The 19069-nt window shown below is 53.8% G+C and carries 18 protein-coding genes and 1 riboswitch; of the genes, 1 reads left to right on the plus strand and 17 read right to left on the minus strand.

Features of this window, described 5'->3' with window-relative positions:
- Nucleotides 1-3 precede the first annotated feature (3 nt).
- The 17 genes from D889_RS0113025 to D889_RS0113110 all read right to left on the minus strand — a co-directional run bounded on the left by D889_RS0113025 (nt 4) and on the right by D889_RS0113110 (nt 17650).
- Nucleotides 4-903, minus strand: coding sequence for a DMT family transporter (locus tag D889_RS0113025; RefSeq protein WP_010632502.1), 900 nt, complete (start codon nt 901-903; stop codon nt 4-6).
- Between the two features lie 349 nt (nt 904-1252).
- Nucleotides 1253-2233, minus strand: a complete 981-nt coding sequence (locus D889_RS0113030) for an L-lactate dehydrogenase (RefSeq protein WP_010632501.1) — start codon at nt 2231-2233, stop codon at nt 1253-1255.
- 298 nt (nt 2234-2531) lie between these two features.
- Nucleotides 2532-3800: a phosphoribosylamine--glycine ligase gene (gene purD / locus D889_RS0113035; RefSeq protein ID WP_010632500.1), complete on the minus strand. Its 1269-nt coding sequence runs from the start codon at nt 3798-3800 to the stop codon at nt 2532-2534.
- 46 nt (nt 3801-3846) lie between these two features.
- On the minus strand, nt 3847-5391 hold the full coding sequence (purH, locus tag D889_RS0113040; RefSeq protein ID WP_010632499.1) for a bifunctional phosphoribosylaminoimidazolecarboxamide formyltransferase/IMP cyclohydrolase: 1545 nt from the start codon (nt 5389-5391) through the stop codon (nt 3847-3849).
- Nucleotides 5392-5408: 17 nt separating this feature from the next.
- On the minus strand, nt 5409-5978 hold the full coding sequence (gene purN, locus D889_RS0113045) for a phosphoribosylglycinamide formyltransferase (RefSeq protein ID WP_010632498.1): 570 nt from the start codon (nt 5976-5978) through the stop codon (nt 5409-5411).
- Nucleotides 5968-7008, minus strand: coding sequence for a phosphoribosylformylglycinamidine cyclo-ligase (gene purM, locus D889_RS0113050; RefSeq protein ID WP_010632497.1), 1041 nt, complete (start codon nt 7006-7008; stop codon nt 5968-5970). Before purM ends, purN begins: the two co-directional genes overlap by 11 nt.
- A gap of 11 nt (nt 7009-7019) precedes the next feature.
- The gene (gene purF, locus D889_RS0113055; RefSeq protein ID WP_010632496.1) at nt 7020-8444 is read right to left on the minus strand and encodes an amidophosphoribosyltransferase; all 1425 of its coding nucleotides are present in this window, start codon (nt 8442-8444) and stop codon (nt 7020-7022) included.
- Nucleotides 8420-10642 (minus strand): phosphoribosylformylglycinamidine synthase subunit PurL, encoded by a 2223-nt coding sequence (gene purL / locus D889_RS0113060; RefSeq protein ID WP_010632495.1) that lies wholly within the window; start codon nt 10640-10642, stop codon nt 8420-8422. The genes purF and purL overlap by 25 nt, the downstream gene beginning before the upstream one ends.
- Nucleotides 10623-11315: a phosphoribosylformylglycinamidine synthase subunit PurQ gene (purQ, locus tag D889_RS0113065; protein WP_010632494.1), complete on the minus strand. Its 693-nt coding sequence runs from the start codon at nt 11313-11315 to the stop codon at nt 10623-10625. Before purQ ends, purL begins: the two co-directional genes overlap by 20 nt.
- Nucleotides 11312-11563: a phosphoribosylformylglycinamidine synthase subunit PurS gene (gene purS / locus D889_RS0113070; protein ID WP_010632493.1), complete on the minus strand. Its 252-nt coding sequence runs from the start codon at nt 11561-11563 to the stop codon at nt 11312-11314. Before purS ends, purQ begins: the two co-directional genes overlap by 4 nt.
- Nucleotides 11560-12270 (minus strand): phosphoribosylaminoimidazolesuccinocarboxamide synthase, encoded by a 711-nt coding sequence (gene purC, locus D889_RS0113075; RefSeq protein ID WP_010632492.1) that lies wholly within the window; start codon nt 12268-12270, stop codon nt 11560-11562. Before purC ends, purS begins: the two co-directional genes overlap by 4 nt.
- Nucleotides 12271-12343: 73 nt before the next feature.
- A complete protein-coding gene (purB, locus tag D889_RS0113080) occupies nt 12344-13642 on the minus strand; it encodes an adenylosuccinate lyase (RefSeq protein ID WP_010632491.1) in 1299 nt (432 codons plus the stop codon).
- The gene (gene purK / locus D889_RS0113085) at nt 13639-14790 is read right to left on the minus strand and encodes a 5-(carboxyamino)imidazole ribonucleotide synthase (RefSeq protein WP_010632490.1); all 1152 of its coding nucleotides are present in this window, start codon (nt 14788-14790) and stop codon (nt 13639-13641) included. Before purK ends, purB begins: the two co-directional genes overlap by 4 nt.
- Complete coding sequence (purE, locus tag D889_RS0113090) at nt 14787-15245, minus strand: 5-(carboxyamino)imidazole ribonucleotide mutase (protein WP_033403983.1); 459 nt, start codon at nt 15243-15245, stop codon at nt 14787-14789. Before purE ends, purK begins: the two co-directional genes overlap by 4 nt.
- Before the next feature lie 181 nt (nt 15246-15426).
- Nucleotides 15427-15528: riboswitch (purine riboswitch) on the minus strand.
- Nucleotides 15529-15598: 70 nt separating this feature from the next.
- Nucleotides 15599-15838, minus strand: a complete 240-nt coding sequence (locus D889_RS0113095) for an NETI motif-containing protein (protein ID WP_010632488.1) — start codon at nt 15836-15838, stop codon at nt 15599-15601.
- An 85-nt stretch (nt 15839-15923) separates the two neighbouring features.
- Entirely contained in the window at nt 15924-16202 is a 279-nt protein-coding gene (locus D889_RS0113100; protein WP_010632487.1) for a hypothetical protein, read from the minus strand.
- A 146-nt stretch (nt 16203-16348) separates the two neighbouring features.
- Entirely contained in the window at nt 16349-17650 is a 1302-nt protein-coding gene (locus D889_RS0113110) for an NCS2 family permease (protein ID WP_193379234.1), read from the minus strand.
- A gap of 401 nt (nt 17651-18051) precedes the next feature.
- Here D889_RS0113110 and D889_RS0113115 point away from each other — a divergent pair, with 401 nt between their 5' ends.
- Nucleotides 18052-19053 (plus strand): D-2-hydroxyacid dehydrogenase, encoded by a 1002-nt coding sequence (locus D889_RS0113115; RefSeq protein WP_248676842.1) that lies wholly within the window; start codon nt 18052-18054, stop codon nt 19051-19053.
- Nucleotides 19054-19069 lie beyond the last annotated feature (16 nt).

Raw genomic sequence — 19069 nt, forward strand, 5'->3', positions numbered from 1 at the left:
GGATCAGTGGGACTTTTTAAGACCCATCTTCCTCTGCAGCGGAAGCTTCACTTCTGTAATCATCGTGATACTGCTCAGGATAATCGCCAGTCCGGCAAACGTTCCCGGCGACAGCCGTTCATTGAGAAACAGTGCGCCCCACAGCACCCCGTACATGGAAACAAGCAGCGTCACACTGAGCGTTTTCGTCGGTCCGACATTTTTTATCAGATAAAAAAAGAGCAGATAGGCAAAAGCTGTACACAGCACGGCGAGACCGAGCACCGCCGCGAGAATGCCGGTGCCCATGACGGGAAGGCGTCCGGAAGCGGGCAGGCTGAACGGAATCAGAACCAGCCCGGCAGCGAGCTGCTGGCCGATCGTCAGGGTCAGGGAGGATTCACCGCTGAACCCGCGCTTGACATACGCGCCGCCGATCCCGTAGCACAGTGAAGCGAGCAGAGAGAACAGCACGGCCAGAAGCACCATCGGCGACCCGCCCATATGGCCCCAGCCGACGAGTACGGCAACACCGGCAATTCCGAGCAGGATACCGGCCACTTTTTTTACCGTCAGCAGTTCGCCGAGCCAGATGCGAGCAATGATCAAGGCGAACAGCGGCGTCGTCGCATTGAGGATGGACGACACCGAAGCGGTGAGATAAAGCTCCGATGCGGCAATCAGTGTAAAAGGGATCGCCGCGTTGATCGCGCCGAGTGTGAGATAGGCCTTCCATTTCTTCCGGTAGTCGGGGAAGTGACGGATCGCCGCTGCATATAAGAGAAAGATCAGACCTGCAATCAAGACGCGCAAGTCAATCAACAGAAACGGGCCAAGCACCGGCGCAGCAATACGCATAAATAAAAAGGAACCGCCCCATAATGCTCCGAGCAGATTCAAAATCAAAAAGTCTCTGACACTCATGATCGCGCACCTCTCACAACAGTCTTTCCTCAATCTAAACGACATCGGGCCGTGCGTCAATTGTTTTGGGCCGGAGTTGACTGAGTTTAGTATGAATTCGGCTGATATATCCTGAATTCCGCTGATATATCTCCAGATCGGCTGATAAATCTCAAATTCAACTGATATATCCCATTGGAGGCCCGAGAATTCCGCTTCCGGGCAGTTCAATTTATCCTGTTTGAGCGAAATGTCACACCGACCGCTGTTGATTCCGGTACAAATTTTACAGTATTGGCCTCATAAAAACACGGCCCATACTCAACATGGGCCGTGCTGTATCAGCTTATATTCAGATCTATCACATTGCTTATTCTGCCGGTGCTTCCTCATGTTCGGCCAGTGTGCGGTCAATATAGCTCCTGATCAGTTTTGCCGAAGCATTGAAACTCGCCTGTTCTTTTTCGCTCAGATGGAAGTGAAGAATCTCTTCCACACCGTTCCTGCCGAGGACAATCGGCACGCCGATGGTCAAGTCTTTCTGGCCGTATTCCCCGTCGAGCAGAACAGAGGCCGGCGTAATCGTGTGCGCGTCGTTTAAAATCGTTTTGGCAAAAAAGGCCAGCTGATTGCCGATACCGAACTGTGTGTTGCCCTTGCGTTTATGGATCTCCCAGCCGAGGTGACGGGCGGCGTCTTCAATCTTATCGCGATCCAGCTTGCCCAGCCGGCCGCTGTTCTCTTCTTCATAATCATCAATCGACTGGCCGCCGATCCGGACCTGCGACCAGGCAGCAAACTGCGAGTTCCCGTGCTCGCCCAGCATATAACCGCTAATGCTGCGCGGATCGATGCCGCCGACCGCTTCGGAAATCTGCCTGCGGAACCTCATGCTGTCCAGCGCCGTTCCTGTTCCGATGACATGATTTTTGGGCAGTCCGGACAGATGATAAAACAAATATGTAATAATGTCGCAAGGATTGGTGGCTATGACATAGGTTCCGTTGAATCCGGCTTTGCGGAGTCTCGGGGCAATGTCGTAAACAATCGCAGAGGTCCCTTTCAGCAATGCCAGCCGGGATTCCGTTGCTACCAGCGAACGATCCGTTACCGAAACAAGAATAACATCACAGACGGCCAGCTTTTCCAGCGGTACTTCATAAACCCGCGTCCGAGACGGTGTTGCTTCGATACTGTCGGCAAAATCCCAGGCTTCACCCTTCGCCCGTTCTGTGTCGATATCCGAGATGTAAAGCTCATCAGCCACATTGCCGTGCACAATCGCTTCCCCGGCGGCCTTCCCCACGTTCCCGATTCCGACAATACCGACTCTTCTGACAGTTTCGTTCATATGAACTCTCTCCTTTTTGTTTTCGCTCTCTTTTTCTGTGTCGTGCCGCTATTTTACACCTTTATTTTTACTCGATCAAGACAGAAGAGGCAATCAGCCACGAGAAAGAATTGTGCATCCGGAGAAAGAATCGGTCGCCCGGAAAAGAAATCGTTCGTCCTGGCAAAAAATCGTTCGTTTTCGGCATTCAGCAGCTATCTTTTCCTAAATAAAAAAGAACAGAACTCCGCAGGAATGATTCACTGCGTCTTGGTTCTGCTCCATTAAAATTCTATTCTGTTAATTGCATTATCGCAGCCTATTTCTCCGCTGCTTCCAGCGCCCGGTGGCCGATATCCTTGCGGAAGAAAACGGCATCCGTGGCGATGCTTTCAAGGTCGCGGTTGGCGGCATCGCGTGCTTCCTTCAGATGCGCGCCGAGCCGGGTGACGAGCAGCACGCGGCCGCCGTCGGTCAGCCAGGTATCTCCCGCTTTCTTCGTGCCAGCATGGAAAAGCAGAGCGCCATCCGGCAGGGCGTCGAGGTCGCCGAGCTTCAGGCCCTTCGGATAAGACCCCGGATAGCCCTTCGACGCCAGAACAACACCGGCCGCGGTCCGGTCCGACCAGGTAATCTCAGGCTGCCGGCCATCGAGAATGGCCGTTACAGCGTCTATTAAATCAGAGGACATCCGCGGCAGGACAACCTGGGTCTCGGGATCGCCGAACCGGCAGTTGAATTCAATCACTTTCGGACCTTTTTTCGTCAGAATCAGTCCGGCATACAGAACACCGGTGAACGGACAGCCTTCAGCAACCATGCCTTCCGCCGTCGGACGGAGAATCGTCCGCACCGCTTCAGCAACAATCGATTCCGGAATCTGAGGAACCGGGGAATAGGCACCCATGCCGCCGGTATTCGGTCCCTTGTCCCCTTCGAAGGCTCGCTTATGATCCTGGGCGATCGCCAGGGGGCCCACCGTCTTTCCATTGACCAGTGCCATCAGCGAAAATTCATCGCCTTCAAGAAATTCTTCGATAACAACCCGGGCACCGGCATCGGCAAATTTCCGGTCGAGCATAATCTCTTTCAGGCCGGCTTCGGCTTCGGCCATCGTCATTGCGACAATGACGCCCTTACCTGCCGCCAGACCGTCCGCCTTTAAGACAATCGGTGCACCGACCTTCTGGAGATAGTCGCTTGCCTTCCGATAATCCGTGAACGACCGATACTGCGACGTTGGGATCCGGTACTTTTCCATTAGGCGCTTGGCAAACGATTTACTGCCTTCGATTTGTGCCGCCGCCTTTGTCGGACCAAATATTTTCAGTCCCCTTCCGGCAAAATAGTCAACGATCCCGCCGACCAGCGGAATTTCCGGACCGACCAGGGTCAGTCCGACATCATGGGCTTCCGCAAAATCGGCCAGTTTTGTAAAATCAAGCACATCAATCGGCGCACACTCAGCAACGGAAGCTATCCCGTCACTGCCCGGAGCCGCGTACACTTTATCCACCTTCGGACTTTGCGCCGCTTTCCATGCCATCGCATGTTCGCGGCCGCCGCCGCCGACAATCAACACATTCATGCCTGTTCTCCTCTCAAGCAGCCATTGTCTGTCATTCTCCGGGAAATCAGTGTTTGAAGTGGCGCATCCCGGTCATGACCATCGCAATATTGTACTTGTTTGCCATATCAATCGACTCCTGATCGCGGATCGAGCCGCCCGGCTGGATAATTGCCGTAATGCCGGCTTTTGCTGCCGCCTCAACTGTATCGCCCATCGGGAAGAACGCATCGGAAGAAAGTACGGCGCCTTTCGTCTTCTCACCGGCTTCTTCAAGGGCGATTTTCGCTGCCCCGACACGGTTAGTCTGTCCGCCGCCCATACCGACCATTTTTCCATGATTAACCAGTGCGATCGCGTTGGACTTGACGTGCTTGACAATCGTCCAGGCAAACTTCAGGCTTTCCATTTCTTCGTCCGTCGGCTTGCGTTTCGTGACCACTTTCAGCTGATCCTTGATAGCCTCATAGCCCTTGGTATCCAGGTCCTGGACGAGCATGCCGCCGCGAACCGATGTATATTGAACAAAATCCTGCTGATCGTCCGTCATTTTCACCTGAAGCAGGCGGAGGTTCTTCTTCCGTTTTTCCAGGACGGCAATCGCTTCGTCCGTATAAGACGGCGCGATCACAATCTCCAGAAAAATGCTGTGCAGTTTCTCAGCCAGCGCCGCATCCACTTCCCGGTTCAGCGCGACAATCCCGCCGAAAATCGATACCGGATCCGTTTCATAAGCCCGATCGTAAGCTTCGTTGACGTTCTCGCCGATGCCAATACCGCATGGGTTCATATGCTTGACGGCAACGGCAGCCGGCTGCTTGAATTCTTTGACAATCCCGAGCGCCGCATCGGCATCGCGGATATTGTTATAGGAAAGCTCCTTGCCATGGAACTGTTTCGCCGCGGCAATGGTCGACACATTCAGCAGCGGTTCGCTGTAGAATGCCGCTTTCTGATGCGGGTTTTCGCCATAGCGCAGGCTCTGCTTCTTCTCATATGTAATCGTCAGTTTCTCAGGAAATTCTTCACCGGCTTTTTTCGTGAAGTAGTCGGCAATCAGCGCATCGTAGGCCGCTGTATGACGGAATACCTTGGCCGCCAGTTTCTGTCTCAGTGCGAACGGGACTTCAGCATGCTCATCCAGGCTGGAGGCAACCAGATCGTAGTCCGCAGGATCACAGACGACCGTGACACTTTTGTGGTTTTTGGCCGCAGAGCGCAGCATGCTCGGTCCACCAATATCAATATTTTCAACAGCTTCATCATAGGCAACATCCGGCTTTGAAATCGTTTCTTTAAAAGGATAAAGATTGACAATCACAAAGTCGATCGGCTGGATACCCAGCTTGGCAATGGCATCCATGTGTTCCTTTTTGTCACGGACCGCAAGCAGTCCGCCGTGAATCGCCGGATGCAGTGTTTTCACCCGGCCGTCAAGGATCTCCGGAAATCCGGTAATCTCGCTGACCGATTTAACCGGAATGCCGGCGGCCTCGATCGCTTTTTTCGTCCCGCCGGTGGAAATGATTTCAATTCCGGCAGCCACCAGTTTCTTCACAAAATCTGTCAGACCTGTCTTGTCCGATACACTTACAAGGGCACGCTTTGCCACAAGATGACATCCTTTCTTTATTCTGCGAGTAGTTTCGCAATGGTTTTCGGATAGAGCTGATGTTCCATTTCGTGAATCCGCGACTCCAGTGTTTCAATTGTATCGCCGTCTTTGACCGGTACGGCGGCCTGCGCGATGATCGGCCCGGTATCCATACCCTCATCGACATAATGAATCGTGACCCCGGTAACCTTCACGCCCTTGCGGAAAGCCTGACCGATTGCGTCCAGTCCGGTAAACGACGGGAGCAGCGCCGGATGGATGTTGACGATCCGGTGCGGGTAGGCATTCAGCAAGGTCTTCCCGATCAGCCGCATGTATCCGGCAAGAAAAATATAGTCGACCCCGCAAGCCTTCAGCGCCGCCGCAATTTTTTCCTCAAACGCGCGTTTGCTCGGGAAGTCCTTCCGGGCAACCACCAGCGTTTTCACCCCGGCTTTTTCTGCGCGCCCGATGACGGCCGCACCCGGTTGATCGCAGACCATCAGCGCGATCGTCGCATCGATCTCGCCGCAGCCGACGGCTTCATCAATCGCCTGAAAATTTGTCCCGTTCCCGGAGGCAAAGACGGCTATCTTATGACTCATGAGTATTCACCAGTTTCAGTCCTTGATTTTCTGTTATTTTTCCGATCAGATAAGGAGTTTCCCCTGATTCTTTTAATGCTGCCAGTGCCGCCTGCGCCTCTTCGGCAGGAACGGCAATGATCATGCCGATGCCCATATTGAAGGTATGGTACATATCATCGGTATCCAGACTGCCGAGTGTCTGCAGCCAGCGGAAAATAGCCGGCTTCGGCAATGCCGCACAATCAATCTCGGCCCCCAGCCCTTCCGGATACATCCGCGGCACATTTTCATAAAAGCCGCCGCCGGTAATATGGGACAGTCCGTGGACGGTTACAGACCGGAGCAGGCTGAGCACCGGCCGGACATAAATCCGTGTCGGCACAAGCAGTGCGTCGCCGATTGTCTTGCCCGGATCCGGTTCATAAGTGTCGCCGTAATCCAGACCGGCATCGGCCACCAGTTTGCGGACGAGCGAAAAACCGTTGCTGTGAATTCCACTGGATGCCAGACCGATCAGACGATCTCCGGGACGAACCCGGTTTCCGGTAATCCGCTTTGATTTTTCAACGACGCCGACCGCGAAGCCGGCAATGTCATAGTCTTTCTGACTGTATATTCCCGGCATTTCCGCCGTCTCGCCGCCGACCAGCGCGCAGCCGGCCTGGACGCAGCCGTCGGCAATCCCCTTGACGATCGCTTCGGCCTTCTGCGGATCGAGCGCGCTGCAGGCCAGGTAATCGAGAAAATAGAGCGGCTCGGCGCCCTGGGTGATAATATCATTGACGCACATAGCGACGGCATCGATTCCGACCGTGTCATGCTTTCCGGTCGCGAAAGCCACCATCAGCTTCGTGCCGACGCCGTCGGTTCCAGAGACAAGCACCGGCTCTTTGACACCGGTTTTCATCAGGTCAATCGCTCCGCCGAAACCGCCGAGCCCGCCGATGACTTCGGGGCGCATCGTCCGGCCGACATGCTTCCTGATCCGGTCCACCGTTTCATAACCGGCTTCGATGTTGACCCCGGCTTTCTTATATGCTTCGGCCATGCCGATCCTCCTCAGACAAGCAGTTCTTTTTCATGCGGCAGCACCGTATCCGGATAGATCTCCGTCGGATACTTGCCGGTAAAGCAGGCAAGACACTGGCCGCAGTTCTTCAGCGCCGGATCACGGCCGATCGCTTTCATCAGTCCGTCGACACTCAGATAAACAAGCGAATCGGCACCGATTTCTTTGCGTATTTCCTCAACCGAATGCGTTGCCGCGATCAGTTCCGACGACGTCGATGTGTCAATGCCGTAAAAACACGGATGTGTGATCGGCGGTGAACTGATCCGGACATGGACTTCTGTCGCGCCGGCTTCACGCATCATGTTGACGATCCGGCGGCTGGTTGTGCCGCGGACGATTGAATCGTCGACCATCACGACGCGCTTCCCCTTAATAATGGCACGAACCGGGGACAGCTTCATTTTGACACCCTGCTCCCGCAATTCCTGCGACGGCTGGATAAACGTCCGGCCGACATAGCGGTTCTTGATCATGCCGAGTTCGTAGGGAATGCCGGTGGCTTCCGCATAGCCGATCGCCGCCGAGATACTGGAATCCGGAACGCCGGTCACGACGTCGGCCTCCACCGGTGCTTCCTGGGCCAGCATCTTCCCGAGGTTTTTGCGGGCGGCATGAACATTAATACCCTGGATATTGCTGTCCGGCCGTGAGAAATAAATATATTCCATGCTGCAGATGGCCGGCTGGGTATGGTTGGTGAAAAATTCGGAACGCATGCCTTCATTATTAATCATCACGATTTCACCGGGGTTGACGTCACGCACATAGGTGGCACCGATCAAATCAAACGCGCACGTCTCCGAGGCGACCACCCAGGCATCGCCGAGACGTCCGAGTGACAGCGGCCGCAGCCCGTTCGGATCCAGTGCGGCGATCAGCTGATGCTCCGTCAGCATCGTCAGCGCATAAGCCCCTTTGATCACCGATAGAGCATGCTTCAAGCTCTCCATGAAGCTGTCAGCATAATCGCGCTTGATCAGGTGGGCGATGACTTCCGTATCCGACGTCGTCTGAAAAATACTGCCCCGCTCTTCCAGTTCACCCTTCAGCTTGTGGGCGTTCACCAGGTTGCCGTTGTGTGCAATCGACAGCGAATCCTTCTGTGAGCGGAAGACCAGCGGCTGCACATTCGCATAGCTGTTGCCGCCCTGCGTCGAATAACGGACATGGCCGATCGCCGCATAACCTTTGCTCAGATTCTCCAGTTTCTCATGGTCGAACACATCATTAACCAGGCCGAGCCCTTTATGATCATAAATATGTTTTCCATCCGTTACGGCAATGCCCGCGCCTTCCTGGCCGCGGTGCTGCATGCTGTGCAGACCGTAGTAAGTCAGTTTGGCTGCATTGGCATGACCCCAGATCCCGAATACGGCACACTCTTCATTCAGTTCTTTGCCGACATAGCACATGACAGGACACCTCTCCAGTCTTTTTCGAGTTCCGGTCGTCTCAGGGAAACAGATTCCGTGACAAAGTGCATCTCAATGTTTTCACTGCGTGTGACACTGCCGGCAAGTACTGCACCGGCAACGGTTGCTTCAAATTCTTTGCGCAATGCCTCAGGGACAGAAACAAGGTAGCGTGACTGGGTTTCGGAAAAAAGTTCAGTGACCGGATCGGTTTCAAAATGCAGGTCCGCGCCGAATTCCGTACCGAAGACGGCATCGGCTGCAGCCGCCGCCAGTCCCCCTTCGGAGAGGTCGTGAACCGATGAAACATAACCCTTGCGAATCGCCGACAGTACCTCATCCTGGCGCTTCTTCTCCAGTTGCAGATCGATCACCGGCGGTTTGCCGCTCGCCTTGCCGTCGAGCATGATCTGCAGCGCGCTGCCGCCGAATTCCGGTGCAGCTTCGCCGACCACATAAATGGCGTCGCCTTCGTGTTTGAATGACGCGGTCGTCAACCGGCCGAGATCGTCGATCAGTCCGACCATCCCGACAACCGGCGTCGGATCGATCGCCTGATGATTCGTTTCATTATAGAGCGACACATTGCCGCTGATCACCGGCGTTTCAAAGACTCGGCAGGCTTCCGCCATGCCCCTGACTGACTGTTCCATTTCCCAGAACACTTCCGGATTCTCCGGTGTGCCGTAGTTCAGGCAGTCGGTGATGCCGAGCGGTTCGCCGCCGGAGCAGACAATGTTTCTGGCCGCTTCGGCAACCGCGATCTTTCCGCCTTCCAGCGGATCAAGATCAATATATTTCGCGTTGCAATCGGTGGTCATTGCCAGACCCTTTTTCGTTCCGCGCACCCGGATGACCGCAGCATCCGAACCCGGCGCGACCACGGTATTGGTCTGAACCATATAATCATATTGGCGGGTGACCCATTCTTTGGAAGCCAGTGTCGGCTGCGTCAGCAGCTGATGCACTGTTCCGGCAAGATCGGTGATCTCCGGCTTCCAGACCGGAGCCGCCTGATTCGCCGTGTATTCAGCGGGAACACGTGACGGCATATGACGGACCGGCGCTGAAGCCAGCGCATCCGATGGCACTTCGGCCACGATCTTCCCTTTATGCTCCAGACGCAGGACTTCTTCTTCAATCACTTCACCAACGGCGACGGCATGCAGTCCCCATCGGGCGAAGATTGCCTTAATCTCTTCTTCGCTGCCTTTTTTAATGACGATCAGCATCCGTTCCTGGGATTCTGACAGCATCATCTCATAAGGCGTCATATTGGTTTCACGCTGCGGAATCAGATCGAGATTCATGTGAATACCGACCCCGGCCTTGGCAGCCATCTCGCTTGCTGATGAAACCAGCCCGGCGGCGCCCATATCCTGAATACCGACCAGCGCCTCATGCTTCGTCAGTTCAAGGCAGGCTTCCACAAGCAGCTTCTCCATAAACGGATCGCCGACCTGTACGGCAGAGCGCTTCTCATCGGACTTTGCCGAGATCTCCTCAGAAGCAAAGGTCGCGCCGTTGATCCCGTCACGGCCGGTACTTGCGCCGACATACATCACGGTATTTCCGATACCGCGCGCCTGACCGACCTGCAGATCCTCATGCTTCATCACACCGACGCACATCGCATTGACGAGCGGATTGCCGTTATAGCAGTCGTCGAACTGCAGCTCGCCGCCGACGGTCGGAATACCGATACAGTTCCCGTATCCGGCAATGCCGCTGACGACTTCTTCAAAAAGATACCGCACGCGCGAATTGTTCAGGTCGCCGAAACGGAGCGAATCGAGGATGGCAACCGGACGCGCACCCATCGAAAAGACATCGCGGATAATTCCGCCGACCCCGGTTGCCGCACCCTGATAAGGTTCAATGGCCGACGGGTGATTATGGCTTTCAATTTTAAACACTACCGCCTGATCATCGCCGATGTCGAGAATCCCGGCACCTTCACCCGGACCCTGCAGGACACGTTTTCCTTTTGTCGGGAACAATTTCAGCAGCGGCTTTGAGGTCTTGTAGCTGCAGTGCTCCGACCACATCACGGAGAACAAACCGGTCTCCGTATAGTTCGGTTTGCGGCCGAGCAGCCGGACCACTTCCTGATACTCACTTTCTGTCAGGCCCATGGTTCGGTAAATTTTCTCCTGTTCAATCTGTTCCGGTGACGGTTCAAGATGTGTAAGCGGCATGAGCAGATTCCCTCCAGTGATTCAGGATTGATTGAAAAAGCCGGAGTCCGTCGTCGCTGCCGAGCAGCGCATCGGCCGCCCGCTCCGGATGGGGCATCATGCCCAGTACATTGCCCGCCCGGTTCATGATGCCGGCGATGGCTTCGCGTGAGCCGTTCGGATTTTCCCCGTGATACGTGAATACGATCCGGTGATTGTCTTTCAGCGTTTTCAGTGTGGCATCATCACAATAATAATTGCCTTCACCATGAGCAATCGGAATGCGGATGATCTCATCTTTTTTATAGAGCGACGTGAACAGCGTCTCATTATTTTCGACCTTCAGGCGGACGGTTTCGCAGATGAACTTAAGATGGCTGTTCTTCAGCATCGCACCGGGGAGCAGACCCGCTTCAAGCAGGATCTGGAAACCATTGCAAACGCCCAGAACCGGTTTGCCTTCCTGCGCCGCCTTGATCACTGCCGGCATGATGCCGGCAAAGCGGGCGATCGCACCGGACCGCAGATAGTCTCCGTAGGAAAAGCCGCCAGGGATCATGACCGCATCGAAACCGTCCAGGGAAGTTTCCGCATGCCAGACATACTCGACGTCCTCACCGAGCCCGTCTTTGATCGCATAGTACATATCCTGGTCACAGTTCGCTCCGGGAAAAACAATGACTGCGGTTTTCACGAGTGAACCTCCTCTTCGATCTCGTAACGGTAATTTTCAATCACGGTATTGGCCAGCAGCTTATCGCAGATCTCGTCAACTTCAGCGGCCACATCGGCCGTATCCTCCAGTTCAAGTTCGATGTACTTACCGATCCGGACATCCTTGACATTCGGATAGTCCATGTTGTGCAGCGACTGCATGACTGCCTGTCCCTGCGGATCCAGCACGCTCTCTTTCAGGGTGATAAAGACCTTCACCTTTTTCATTTGACAGCCTCCAGTCGGCCCAGCAGTTTCTCATAAGTTTCCGGTAAATCGGCAATGTTGCGGCGGAAAACGTCCTTATCCAGTTTCTCATGCGTCTTCTTGTCCCACAGGCGGCAGCTGTCCGGCGAAATTTCATCAGCCAGCACGATCTTGCCGTCCGACTTCAGCTTGCCGAATTCGATTTTGAAATCAACGAGCAGAATACCGGCTTCGTCAAAAAGTTTCTGAAGAATGCCGTTGACCTTCAGCGCCAGTCGGCGGATTTCCGCCAGATCTTCTTCCGTCGCGATCTTCAGCGCCAGCGCGTGATCGTCGTTGATCATCGGATCGCCGAGCGCATCGCTTTTATAGTAGAATTCGATGATCGTTCTCCCGAATGACGTGCCTTCTTCCAGATTGAAGCGTTTGGCCAGACTGCCGGCGACTACATTGCGGACGACACATTCGATCGGGATGATCGATACGGCCTTGACGAGCTGCTCTGTTTCAGAAATCTTATCGATAAAATGGGTCGGAATCCCGTCCTTCATCAGGACATGAAAAACTTTCGTACAAATCGCGTTGTTCAGTTTCCCCTTGCCCGGGAATACGGCTTTCTTCTTGCCGTTGAACGCCGTTGCATCATTCTTATATTCCACACGCAGCACATTGGGATCATCCGTTGCATACATTTTCTTGGCTTTGCCTTCATAAAGTAACTGACTCATTTTATTTGCCCCTTTTCAGGATGTCCGTCAGGCTCAAGGCCGTTCCGGACAGATTTTCCGGATACAAAACTGCTCAGTCGTTCAGGCCGAGGCGTTCAAAAATCAGATTCACATTCTTCAGGTGATAGGTTTCATCGAAGCAGGCATCCAGATCCTTCGGCGTCAGCCGGTCGGTTACCCGCTTGTCCTGTTCGAGAATCGAGCGGAACGAGGTTTCCGTCTCCCATGATTTCATCGCATTCGGCTGGACAATATCATAAGCCGCCTCACGACTTAATCCCTTCTCGATCAATGCCAGCAGCACATGCTGGGAGAAAGGCAGGCCAAACGTCTTCTTCATGTTGCGGCGCATATGTTCAGGGAAAACAGTCAGGTTCTCCAGTATATTGGTGAAGCGGTGCAGCATGTAGTCAAGAGCGATCGTTCCGTCAGGCAGGATCACCCGTTCCGCAGAAGAATGGGAAATGTCGCGTTCATGCCAGAGCGGTACGTCCTCATAAGCTGTCAGCATATAGCCGCGCAGAACACGCGCCATGCCGCACATATTCTCCGATCCGATCGGATTGCGCTTGTGCGGCATCGATGACGATCCCTTCTGGCCTTTGGCGAAGCCTTCCTCAACTTCGCGGATTTCCGAACGCTGCAGGCCGCGGATCTCAACGGCGAATTTTTCAATCGACGTCGCAATCAGTGCCAGCGTAGCCATGTAGTGGGCATGGCGGTCACGCTGCAGCACCTGAGTGGAGATTGGCGACGGTCTCAGCCCAAGATGTTCGCAGACATATTTTTCGATGGACGGATCGATATTGGCATAAGTTCCGACGGCGCCGGAAATCTTGCCGACACGGATATCTTCCGCCGCATCTTTGAACCTGGCGAGGTTGCGTTTCATCTCCTCATACCAGAGGGCCATAACCAGGCCGAATGTCGTCGGTTCGGCGTGGACACCGTGCGTCCGGCCCATCATGATCGTATTTTTATACTTTTTCGCTTTCTCGCGGATGACGTCGATAAACTTTTCAATGTCTTTCTCAAGAATTTCGTTGCATTGTTTCAGCAGGTAGGATTGCGCCGTATCGACAACGTCGGTCGACGTCAGCCCGTAATGCACCCACTTCTTCTCCGCGCCGAGCGATTCGGAGACGGTCCGCGTAAACGCGACCACGTCGTGCCGGGTAATCTTCTCAATCTCATGAATCCGGCCGACCGTAAACGTCGCATTTTTCCTCAGCCTGACGACGTCTTCTTTCGGGATCTCGCCGATTTCCGACCAGCCTTCACAGGTCAGCAGCTCCACCTCAAGCCAGGCTTTATATTTGTTTTCTTCTGTCCAGATCGCGCCCATCTCCGGCCGCGTGTACCGATCAATCATGCATTCCGACCTGCTTCCTGTTCAATTTTCCAGATATTTAATTTCTCAGCCTTATCAATGCAATCCTGAACCGTATCGCCAAGAATGGTCAGATGCCCCATTTTACGTCCGAAGCGTGCCTCATCTTTACCATAAAGATGAAGATGCGCATCCGACAGCCGCGAGATCTTGTTCAGGACCGGCTGCACATGCTGTCCGAGAATATTCACCATGATCACGGGCCTGAGCAGCTCCGTGCTTCCGAGCGGCAGGCCGCAGATCGCCCGGACATGCTGTTCAAACTGTGACGTATCGCAGGCATTGATCGAAAAATGTCCGGAATTGTGCGGCCGCGGCGCCGTCTCGTTGACATAAACCTTGCCGTCCTTGCCGACAAACATCTCGACAGCAAGCGTGCCGACGAGATGGAGCGCTTCAGCAAGATGCAGCGCATGCTGTGTTGCCTCTTCACGAAGTGCGCCCGAAATTCTCGCCGGCACAAGCGTATGATGCAGGATATTATGACGGTGAATGTTTTCCGCTACCGGGAAAACCGAAGTTTCTCCGGTTGTGCTGCGCACGACAATCACCGATATTTCTTTTTCAAAAGGGAGCCATTTTTCCAGTTCGAACGGCGTTTTGCCGATGTAAGGGAGCGCTTCTTCAAGATCTTCCCTAGCCTTCAGCACGTACTGCCCTTTCCCGTCATAGCCGCCTTCTGTCGTCTTCAGTACGGAAGGAAAACCAATCCCGGCAAGCGCTGTCTCCAGTTCCTCCTGGTTTCTGACCGGCATATAAGGAACGACCGGAAGGCCTGCCTTACGGATCGCCGCTTTCTCATTCAGACGATCCTTGGTGATTTCAAGCAGATGGTAGCCCTGCGGCAGATAGCTGTGCTCCTGCAAATAGTCTGCCGTCTTTACATCAACATTTTCAAATTCATAGGTGACCACATCGGCGATTTCTGCCATTTGTCTGGCCGCTTCCGGGTCATCATAGTCGGCAACGATCGCCTTATCGGCAACCTGCGCACACGGACAGTCTTCCGTCGGGTCAAGCACGGCGATCCGGTAGCCCATCTGTTTCGCCGCAATCGCCATCATCCGTCCCAGCTGCCCGCCGCCAAGAATACCGATCGTCTGTCCGGGCAAAATGGTTTTCACTGTCACTGCAAATCACTGTCCTTTACTTTCTTAACGAGCGAATCACGGTAGTCATTCAGCTTGTCCGCGATCGACACATCGAACGCCGAGAGAAATCTGGCGGCAAGCAGGGCAGCATTGGTCGCTCCGGCATTGCCGATCGCCAGGGTACCGACCGGAATACCTGAGGGCATTTGCACGATCGAGAGCAGGGAATCCATTCCGCTCAGAGCATGCGATTGCACCGGTACACCGAGCACCGGCAGCGTGGTCTTCGCTGCGATCATGCCCGGGAGATGCGCCGCACCACCGGCACCGGCGATGATTACTTTCAGTCCGCGTTCCCGGGCTGTTTCTGCATATCGGAACATCAGATCCGGCGTCCGGTGCGCCGAAACCACCTTTTTTTCATACGGTATTTCCAGTTTGTCCAGAATAGCACAGGCATTTTTCATGGTTTCCCAGTCTGAACTGCTTCCCATAACTACACCAACGATTGCGTTAACCAAGATATTGCCTCCTTGAAAACTCTGAATAAGCGATTTCTTTGCACTCATTCGAAACAAATGGTGAAGAAATAAAAAAGCCCAGAACGGCTGAATCCTCGGAAAGAGAAAACAAGCTGTCTGGTGCAAACCGCAGGCAGCGGTTTCCAAAACAGGACGTTGTTATTTTCCCCTTCATAGTCCGGTCATTTTCGGTAACCGGGTAGAAACAGTTGGGCCATATTCCCAAAAATATATGAGGGCATTTGATTCTCATCTGATGCTTCAATCATATCAGCATTATTCAAAAGGTGTCAACCAATAATCGAACATTAAGTTAACACGTAACGTTATTGTTCGCCTTTTGTGACATTCAGGCGTCCTTCGATCACACACCGCCTGCCGATTACCTCCGGACCATTCTTCCCCTCACGAAATACGGGACGTTCGACACGCATGACCGGACGGTAGCCTTCCGCTTTCATCCGGTCAAGCACCTCGTCAAGGGATTCGTGATCCCCGACGACAAATGTTTTCTTCGCCGGCTTCTGTTTTAAATGGCCTTTATTCCCCTTCTGATTCTTCCTCATGATTCCACCACCGATCAGACGCATTCCTGTTCATTATATACCATGCCGCCCGGCCGGTCAGGCCGCAAGCAGCAGCGAATACGTCTCAGACAGCCATAAAGGCGAGTGCGACAAAACCCATGACGATCAGCAGTGATCCGGAAACCCCGGTGACTGTGTGGATGACATGGCCCGGTATGAATTCAACGATCTTTCCCTCAATTGACAATGCAATACTGGCCGAGTTGTCCTTCCCTTTTTCATGGTCGGCATGTTCCAGCAAATGCTTCCCCGCCCGGCGCAAATTCCGATGGAGGAAAAAGCCGCCCGACAGAACCGCAAAACCGGCCAGCCAGAAGATAATGGCAAATATCAGTGCTGCCATAGCAATCACGTCCCTGTTGTTTAGTCATTCTAGTTTGCCTTACCGGAGAACGTCTATGCAGCAGGTTCAGGATCCGGGCAAAATAAAAAATCCCCTCCCGCATGACGCGAAGAAGGGATTCTGCACCGGAAAAACCGGTCAGCTGATTACTGAATGAACAGTGCCCAGAAGAAGATCAGGAAGATCACGAACAGGCCATAGACGATCGGATGGATCTGTTTCCATTTGCCTGCGGCAACCATGGTAATCACATAAGTAATAAAGCCAAGCGCAATGCCGTCGGAAATGCTGTATGTCAGCGGCATACCAAGTACGGTCAGGAATGCAGGTACGGCAATTTCAAATTGATCCCACGGGATCTGCTTGAGTGCCGACGCCATCAGCACGCCGACGATGATCAGCGCCGGCGCCGTAACCTGAGACGTAACAACGGCGAGAAGCGGCGAGAACAGCAGGCCGACCAGGAAAAGAATCCCGGTGACAACCGCAGCGAAGCCGGAACGTCCGCCGACAGCAATACCCGTCGACGATTCGATATAGGCCGAGGTCGGTGAGGTACCGAGTACAGAGCCGACCAGCATCGATGAAGAGTCGGCGAGAAGCGCACGGCCGACGCGCGGCATCTTGTTGTTCTTGATGAACCCGGCCTGTTCGGCGAGGCCGATCAGCGTGCCCGCCGTATCAAAGAACGTGACCAGCAGGAACGTCAGAACAACAATCGCCAGCTGAACCGTATTGATATCGGGGATATGCGTGATGGCAACACCAAATGTCGGAGCCAGGCTGGGTGCCGGCGAGATGATCGCCGTCGGAAGCTTGATCAATCCGAAGATCATGCCGACAACGGACGTCAGTACCATGCCGATAAATACAGAGCCGGGAACTTTGCGGACCATCAGGACGATGGTGACCAGCAAGCCGAAAATCGTCAGCCAGGTTGTTCCTGAAGTCAGCATATTAAATTTAACCAGCGTTGAAGGATCCTTAACGATCAGGCCGCCCTGCTGCAGGCCGATGAAGGCGATGAACAGGCCGATGCCGGCTGCCATTGCCAGTTTCAGGCTTTGCGGTACGGCATCGATAATCATTTCACGGATCTTGAAGACCGTGATCAGGAAGAAAATAACCGATGCAATGAACACACCGGCGATCGCTGTCTGCCACGGTACCTTCATGCCGATGACGACAGAAAAGGCAAAGAAGGCATTGACACCCATGCCCGGTGCGATCGCGATCGGATACTTCGCCAGGATACCCATGATCAGGCAGCCCAGCGCACTGGCCAGCGCCGTCGCGGTGAATACCGCTTTCGGATCCATTCCCGCGTTAGCGAGAACAGACGGGTTGACGAACAGTATGTAAGCCATCGCGATGAATGTTGTCAGACCGGCCAGTGTTTCACGGCCCAGTGTGGTTTTCAATTCGGAAAACTGAAAATAACGGGACAACCAATTTTCGTTCACAATAATCCTCCTTGTATTGTTTGCTTCTCCATCCGGACAAGCCGTTCCTGACGTCCGAAAAACCTGATAAAAAGATAAACTGGGAATAAGAGCATGGAGCCGGGAAAATATCTTTCGGCAGGCCGGAATACAGAGAAAGCACTTTTCTATCAGCCATTATACCAGCGCATTTGATTGCAAGTCAACAAAAATGCGAACATTCATCGTTCCTTACAACATATTGTTCGTGTATTATGAAAGCCTGCAGTTACTATTCTCCAATCAAAGAGAAACCGGCTTTCACGATGCGAAGCATTTTCGTTTCGCAGTGAAGCCGTTTACATCATTTACAAATTCAGCTAAACTCAAGACGGGAAGTGCAGATCACTGCACTGCCATTGAAGGGGATGTATCGATTGAAAATCCTTTTTTTCAGCGTTACTGAAGATGAGAAAGAGCCGGTTGCGCACTGGTCGGCAGAGCATCATATTGACGTCGACACGACGCGGGATCCTCTGTCGCTCGCAACGGTCGACCGTGTTAAGCGCTATGACGGGATCTGTATTCAGCAGCCCGTTTCGGTGGGCGCACCTGAAGTTTACCGGAAACTGAAAGCCGGCGGGATCCGCCAGATCTCCACCCGTTCGGCAGGCTACGACGCTATTGATCTTGAGGAAGCAGGAAAAAACGGAATTGTAGTTACCAATGTACCGGCGTATTCTCCTTACTCGGTTGCCGAGCTGGCGGTAACGCAAGCGCTGCAGCTGGAACGCCATATCCCTCAATTCAGCCGGCGGATCCACCATCAGGACTTCAGGTGGGACGGGCTGATTTCAAGAGAAATGCGGTCGCTCACAGTCGGCATCATCGGAACCGGGCATATCGGTGCAACCGCTGCCCGGCTCTTTCATGGTTTGGGTGCCCGGGTGATCGCTTTCGATAAGTATCCAAACGAACAGCTGCGCACAGTTGTGGCGTACCAGCCGTCTTTTCAGGACGTGCTCAGAGGCGCCGATATCGTTTCGCTCCATACACCGCTGCTTGATACGACACGCCACATGATCAACAAAGAGACACTTGCGCTGATGAAGCCCGGATCCTTCCTGATCAATATTGCCAGAGGCGGACTGATCAACACCGCCGATCTGATTGATGCCCTTGAACACCATCAGATTGCCGGTGCCGCACTGGATACTTTTGAAGATGAAACGATGATCAATCAGGATCTGAGCGGTCAGCCGCTCCGTGATCCGCTGCTGGGCCGGCTGATCGCGATGGATCAGGTGATTCTGACACCGCACATCGGCTTCTTCACAACGACGTCAGTAAAAAACATGGTTGAAGGGGGTCTGAACGGGGTTGTCGACATTCTGACTACCGGCACGAGTGCAAATCTCGTACACATCTGATCGTTCGCATCATCCA

The sequence above is a fragment of the Sporolactobacillus vineae DSM 21990 = SL153 genome, from assembly GCF_000377985.1.
GTDB lineage: Bacteria > Bacillota > Bacilli > Bacillales > Sporolactobacillaceae > Sporolactobacillus > Sporolactobacillus vineae.

What these genes read in the sequence shown, in the direction of transcription:
- purB (WP_010632491.1), bottom strand. Translation starts at nt 13,642, where the DNA reads ATGATTGATCGGTACACGCGGCCGGAGATGGGCGCGATCTGGACAGAA.
- purN (WP_010632498.1), bottom strand. Translation starts at nt 5,978, where the DNA reads ATGAGTCATAAGATAGCCGTCTTTGCCTCCGGGAACGGGACAAATTTT.
- purL (WP_010632495.1), bottom strand. Translation starts at nt 10,642, where the DNA reads ATGCCGCTTACACATCTTGAACCGTCACCGGAACAGATTGAACAGGAG.
- purE (WP_033403983.1), bottom strand. Translation starts at nt 15,245, where the DNA reads ATGGGAAGCAGTTCAGACTGGGAAACCATGAAAAATGCCTGTGCTATT.
- purM (WP_010632497.1), bottom strand. Translation starts at nt 7,008, where the DNA reads ATGGCCGAAGCATATAAGAAAGCCGGGGTCAACATCGAAGCCGGTTAT.
- D889_RS0113100 (WP_010632487.1), bottom strand. Translation starts at nt 16,202, where the DNA reads ATGGCAGCACTGATATTTGCCATTATCTTCTGGCTGGCCGGTTTTGCG.
- D889_RS0113025 (WP_010632502.1), bottom strand. Translation starts at nt 903, where the DNA reads ATGAGTGTCAGAGACTTTTTGATTTTGAATCTGCTCGGAGCATTATGG.
- D889_RS0113095 (WP_010632488.1), bottom strand. Translation starts at nt 15,838, where the DNA reads ATGAGGAAGAATCAGAAGGGGAATAAAGGCCATTTAAAACAGAAGCCG.
- purD (WP_010632500.1), bottom strand. Translation starts at nt 3,800, where the DNA reads ATGAATGTGTTGATTGTCGGCGGCGGCGGCCGCGAACATGCGATGGCA.
- purC (WP_010632492.1), bottom strand. Translation starts at nt 12,270, where the DNA reads ATGAGTCAGTTACTTTATGAAGGCAAAGCCAAGAAAATGTATGCAACG.
- D889_RS0113030 (WP_010632501.1), bottom strand. Translation starts at nt 2,233, where the DNA reads ATGAACGAAACTGTCAGAAGAGTCGGTATTGTCGGAATCGGGAACGTG.
- D889_RS0113115 (WP_248676842.1), top strand. Translation starts at nt 18,052, where the DNA reads ATGTATCGATTGAAAATCCTTTTTTTCAGCGTTACTGAAGATGAGAAA.
- purS (WP_010632493.1), bottom strand. Translation starts at nt 11,563, where the DNA reads ATGAAAAAGGTGAAGGTCTTTATCACCCTGAAAGAGAGCGTGCTGGAT.
- purF (WP_010632496.1), bottom strand. Translation starts at nt 8,444, where the DNA reads ATGTGCTATGTCGGCAAAGAACTGAATGAAGAGTGTGCCGTATTCGGG.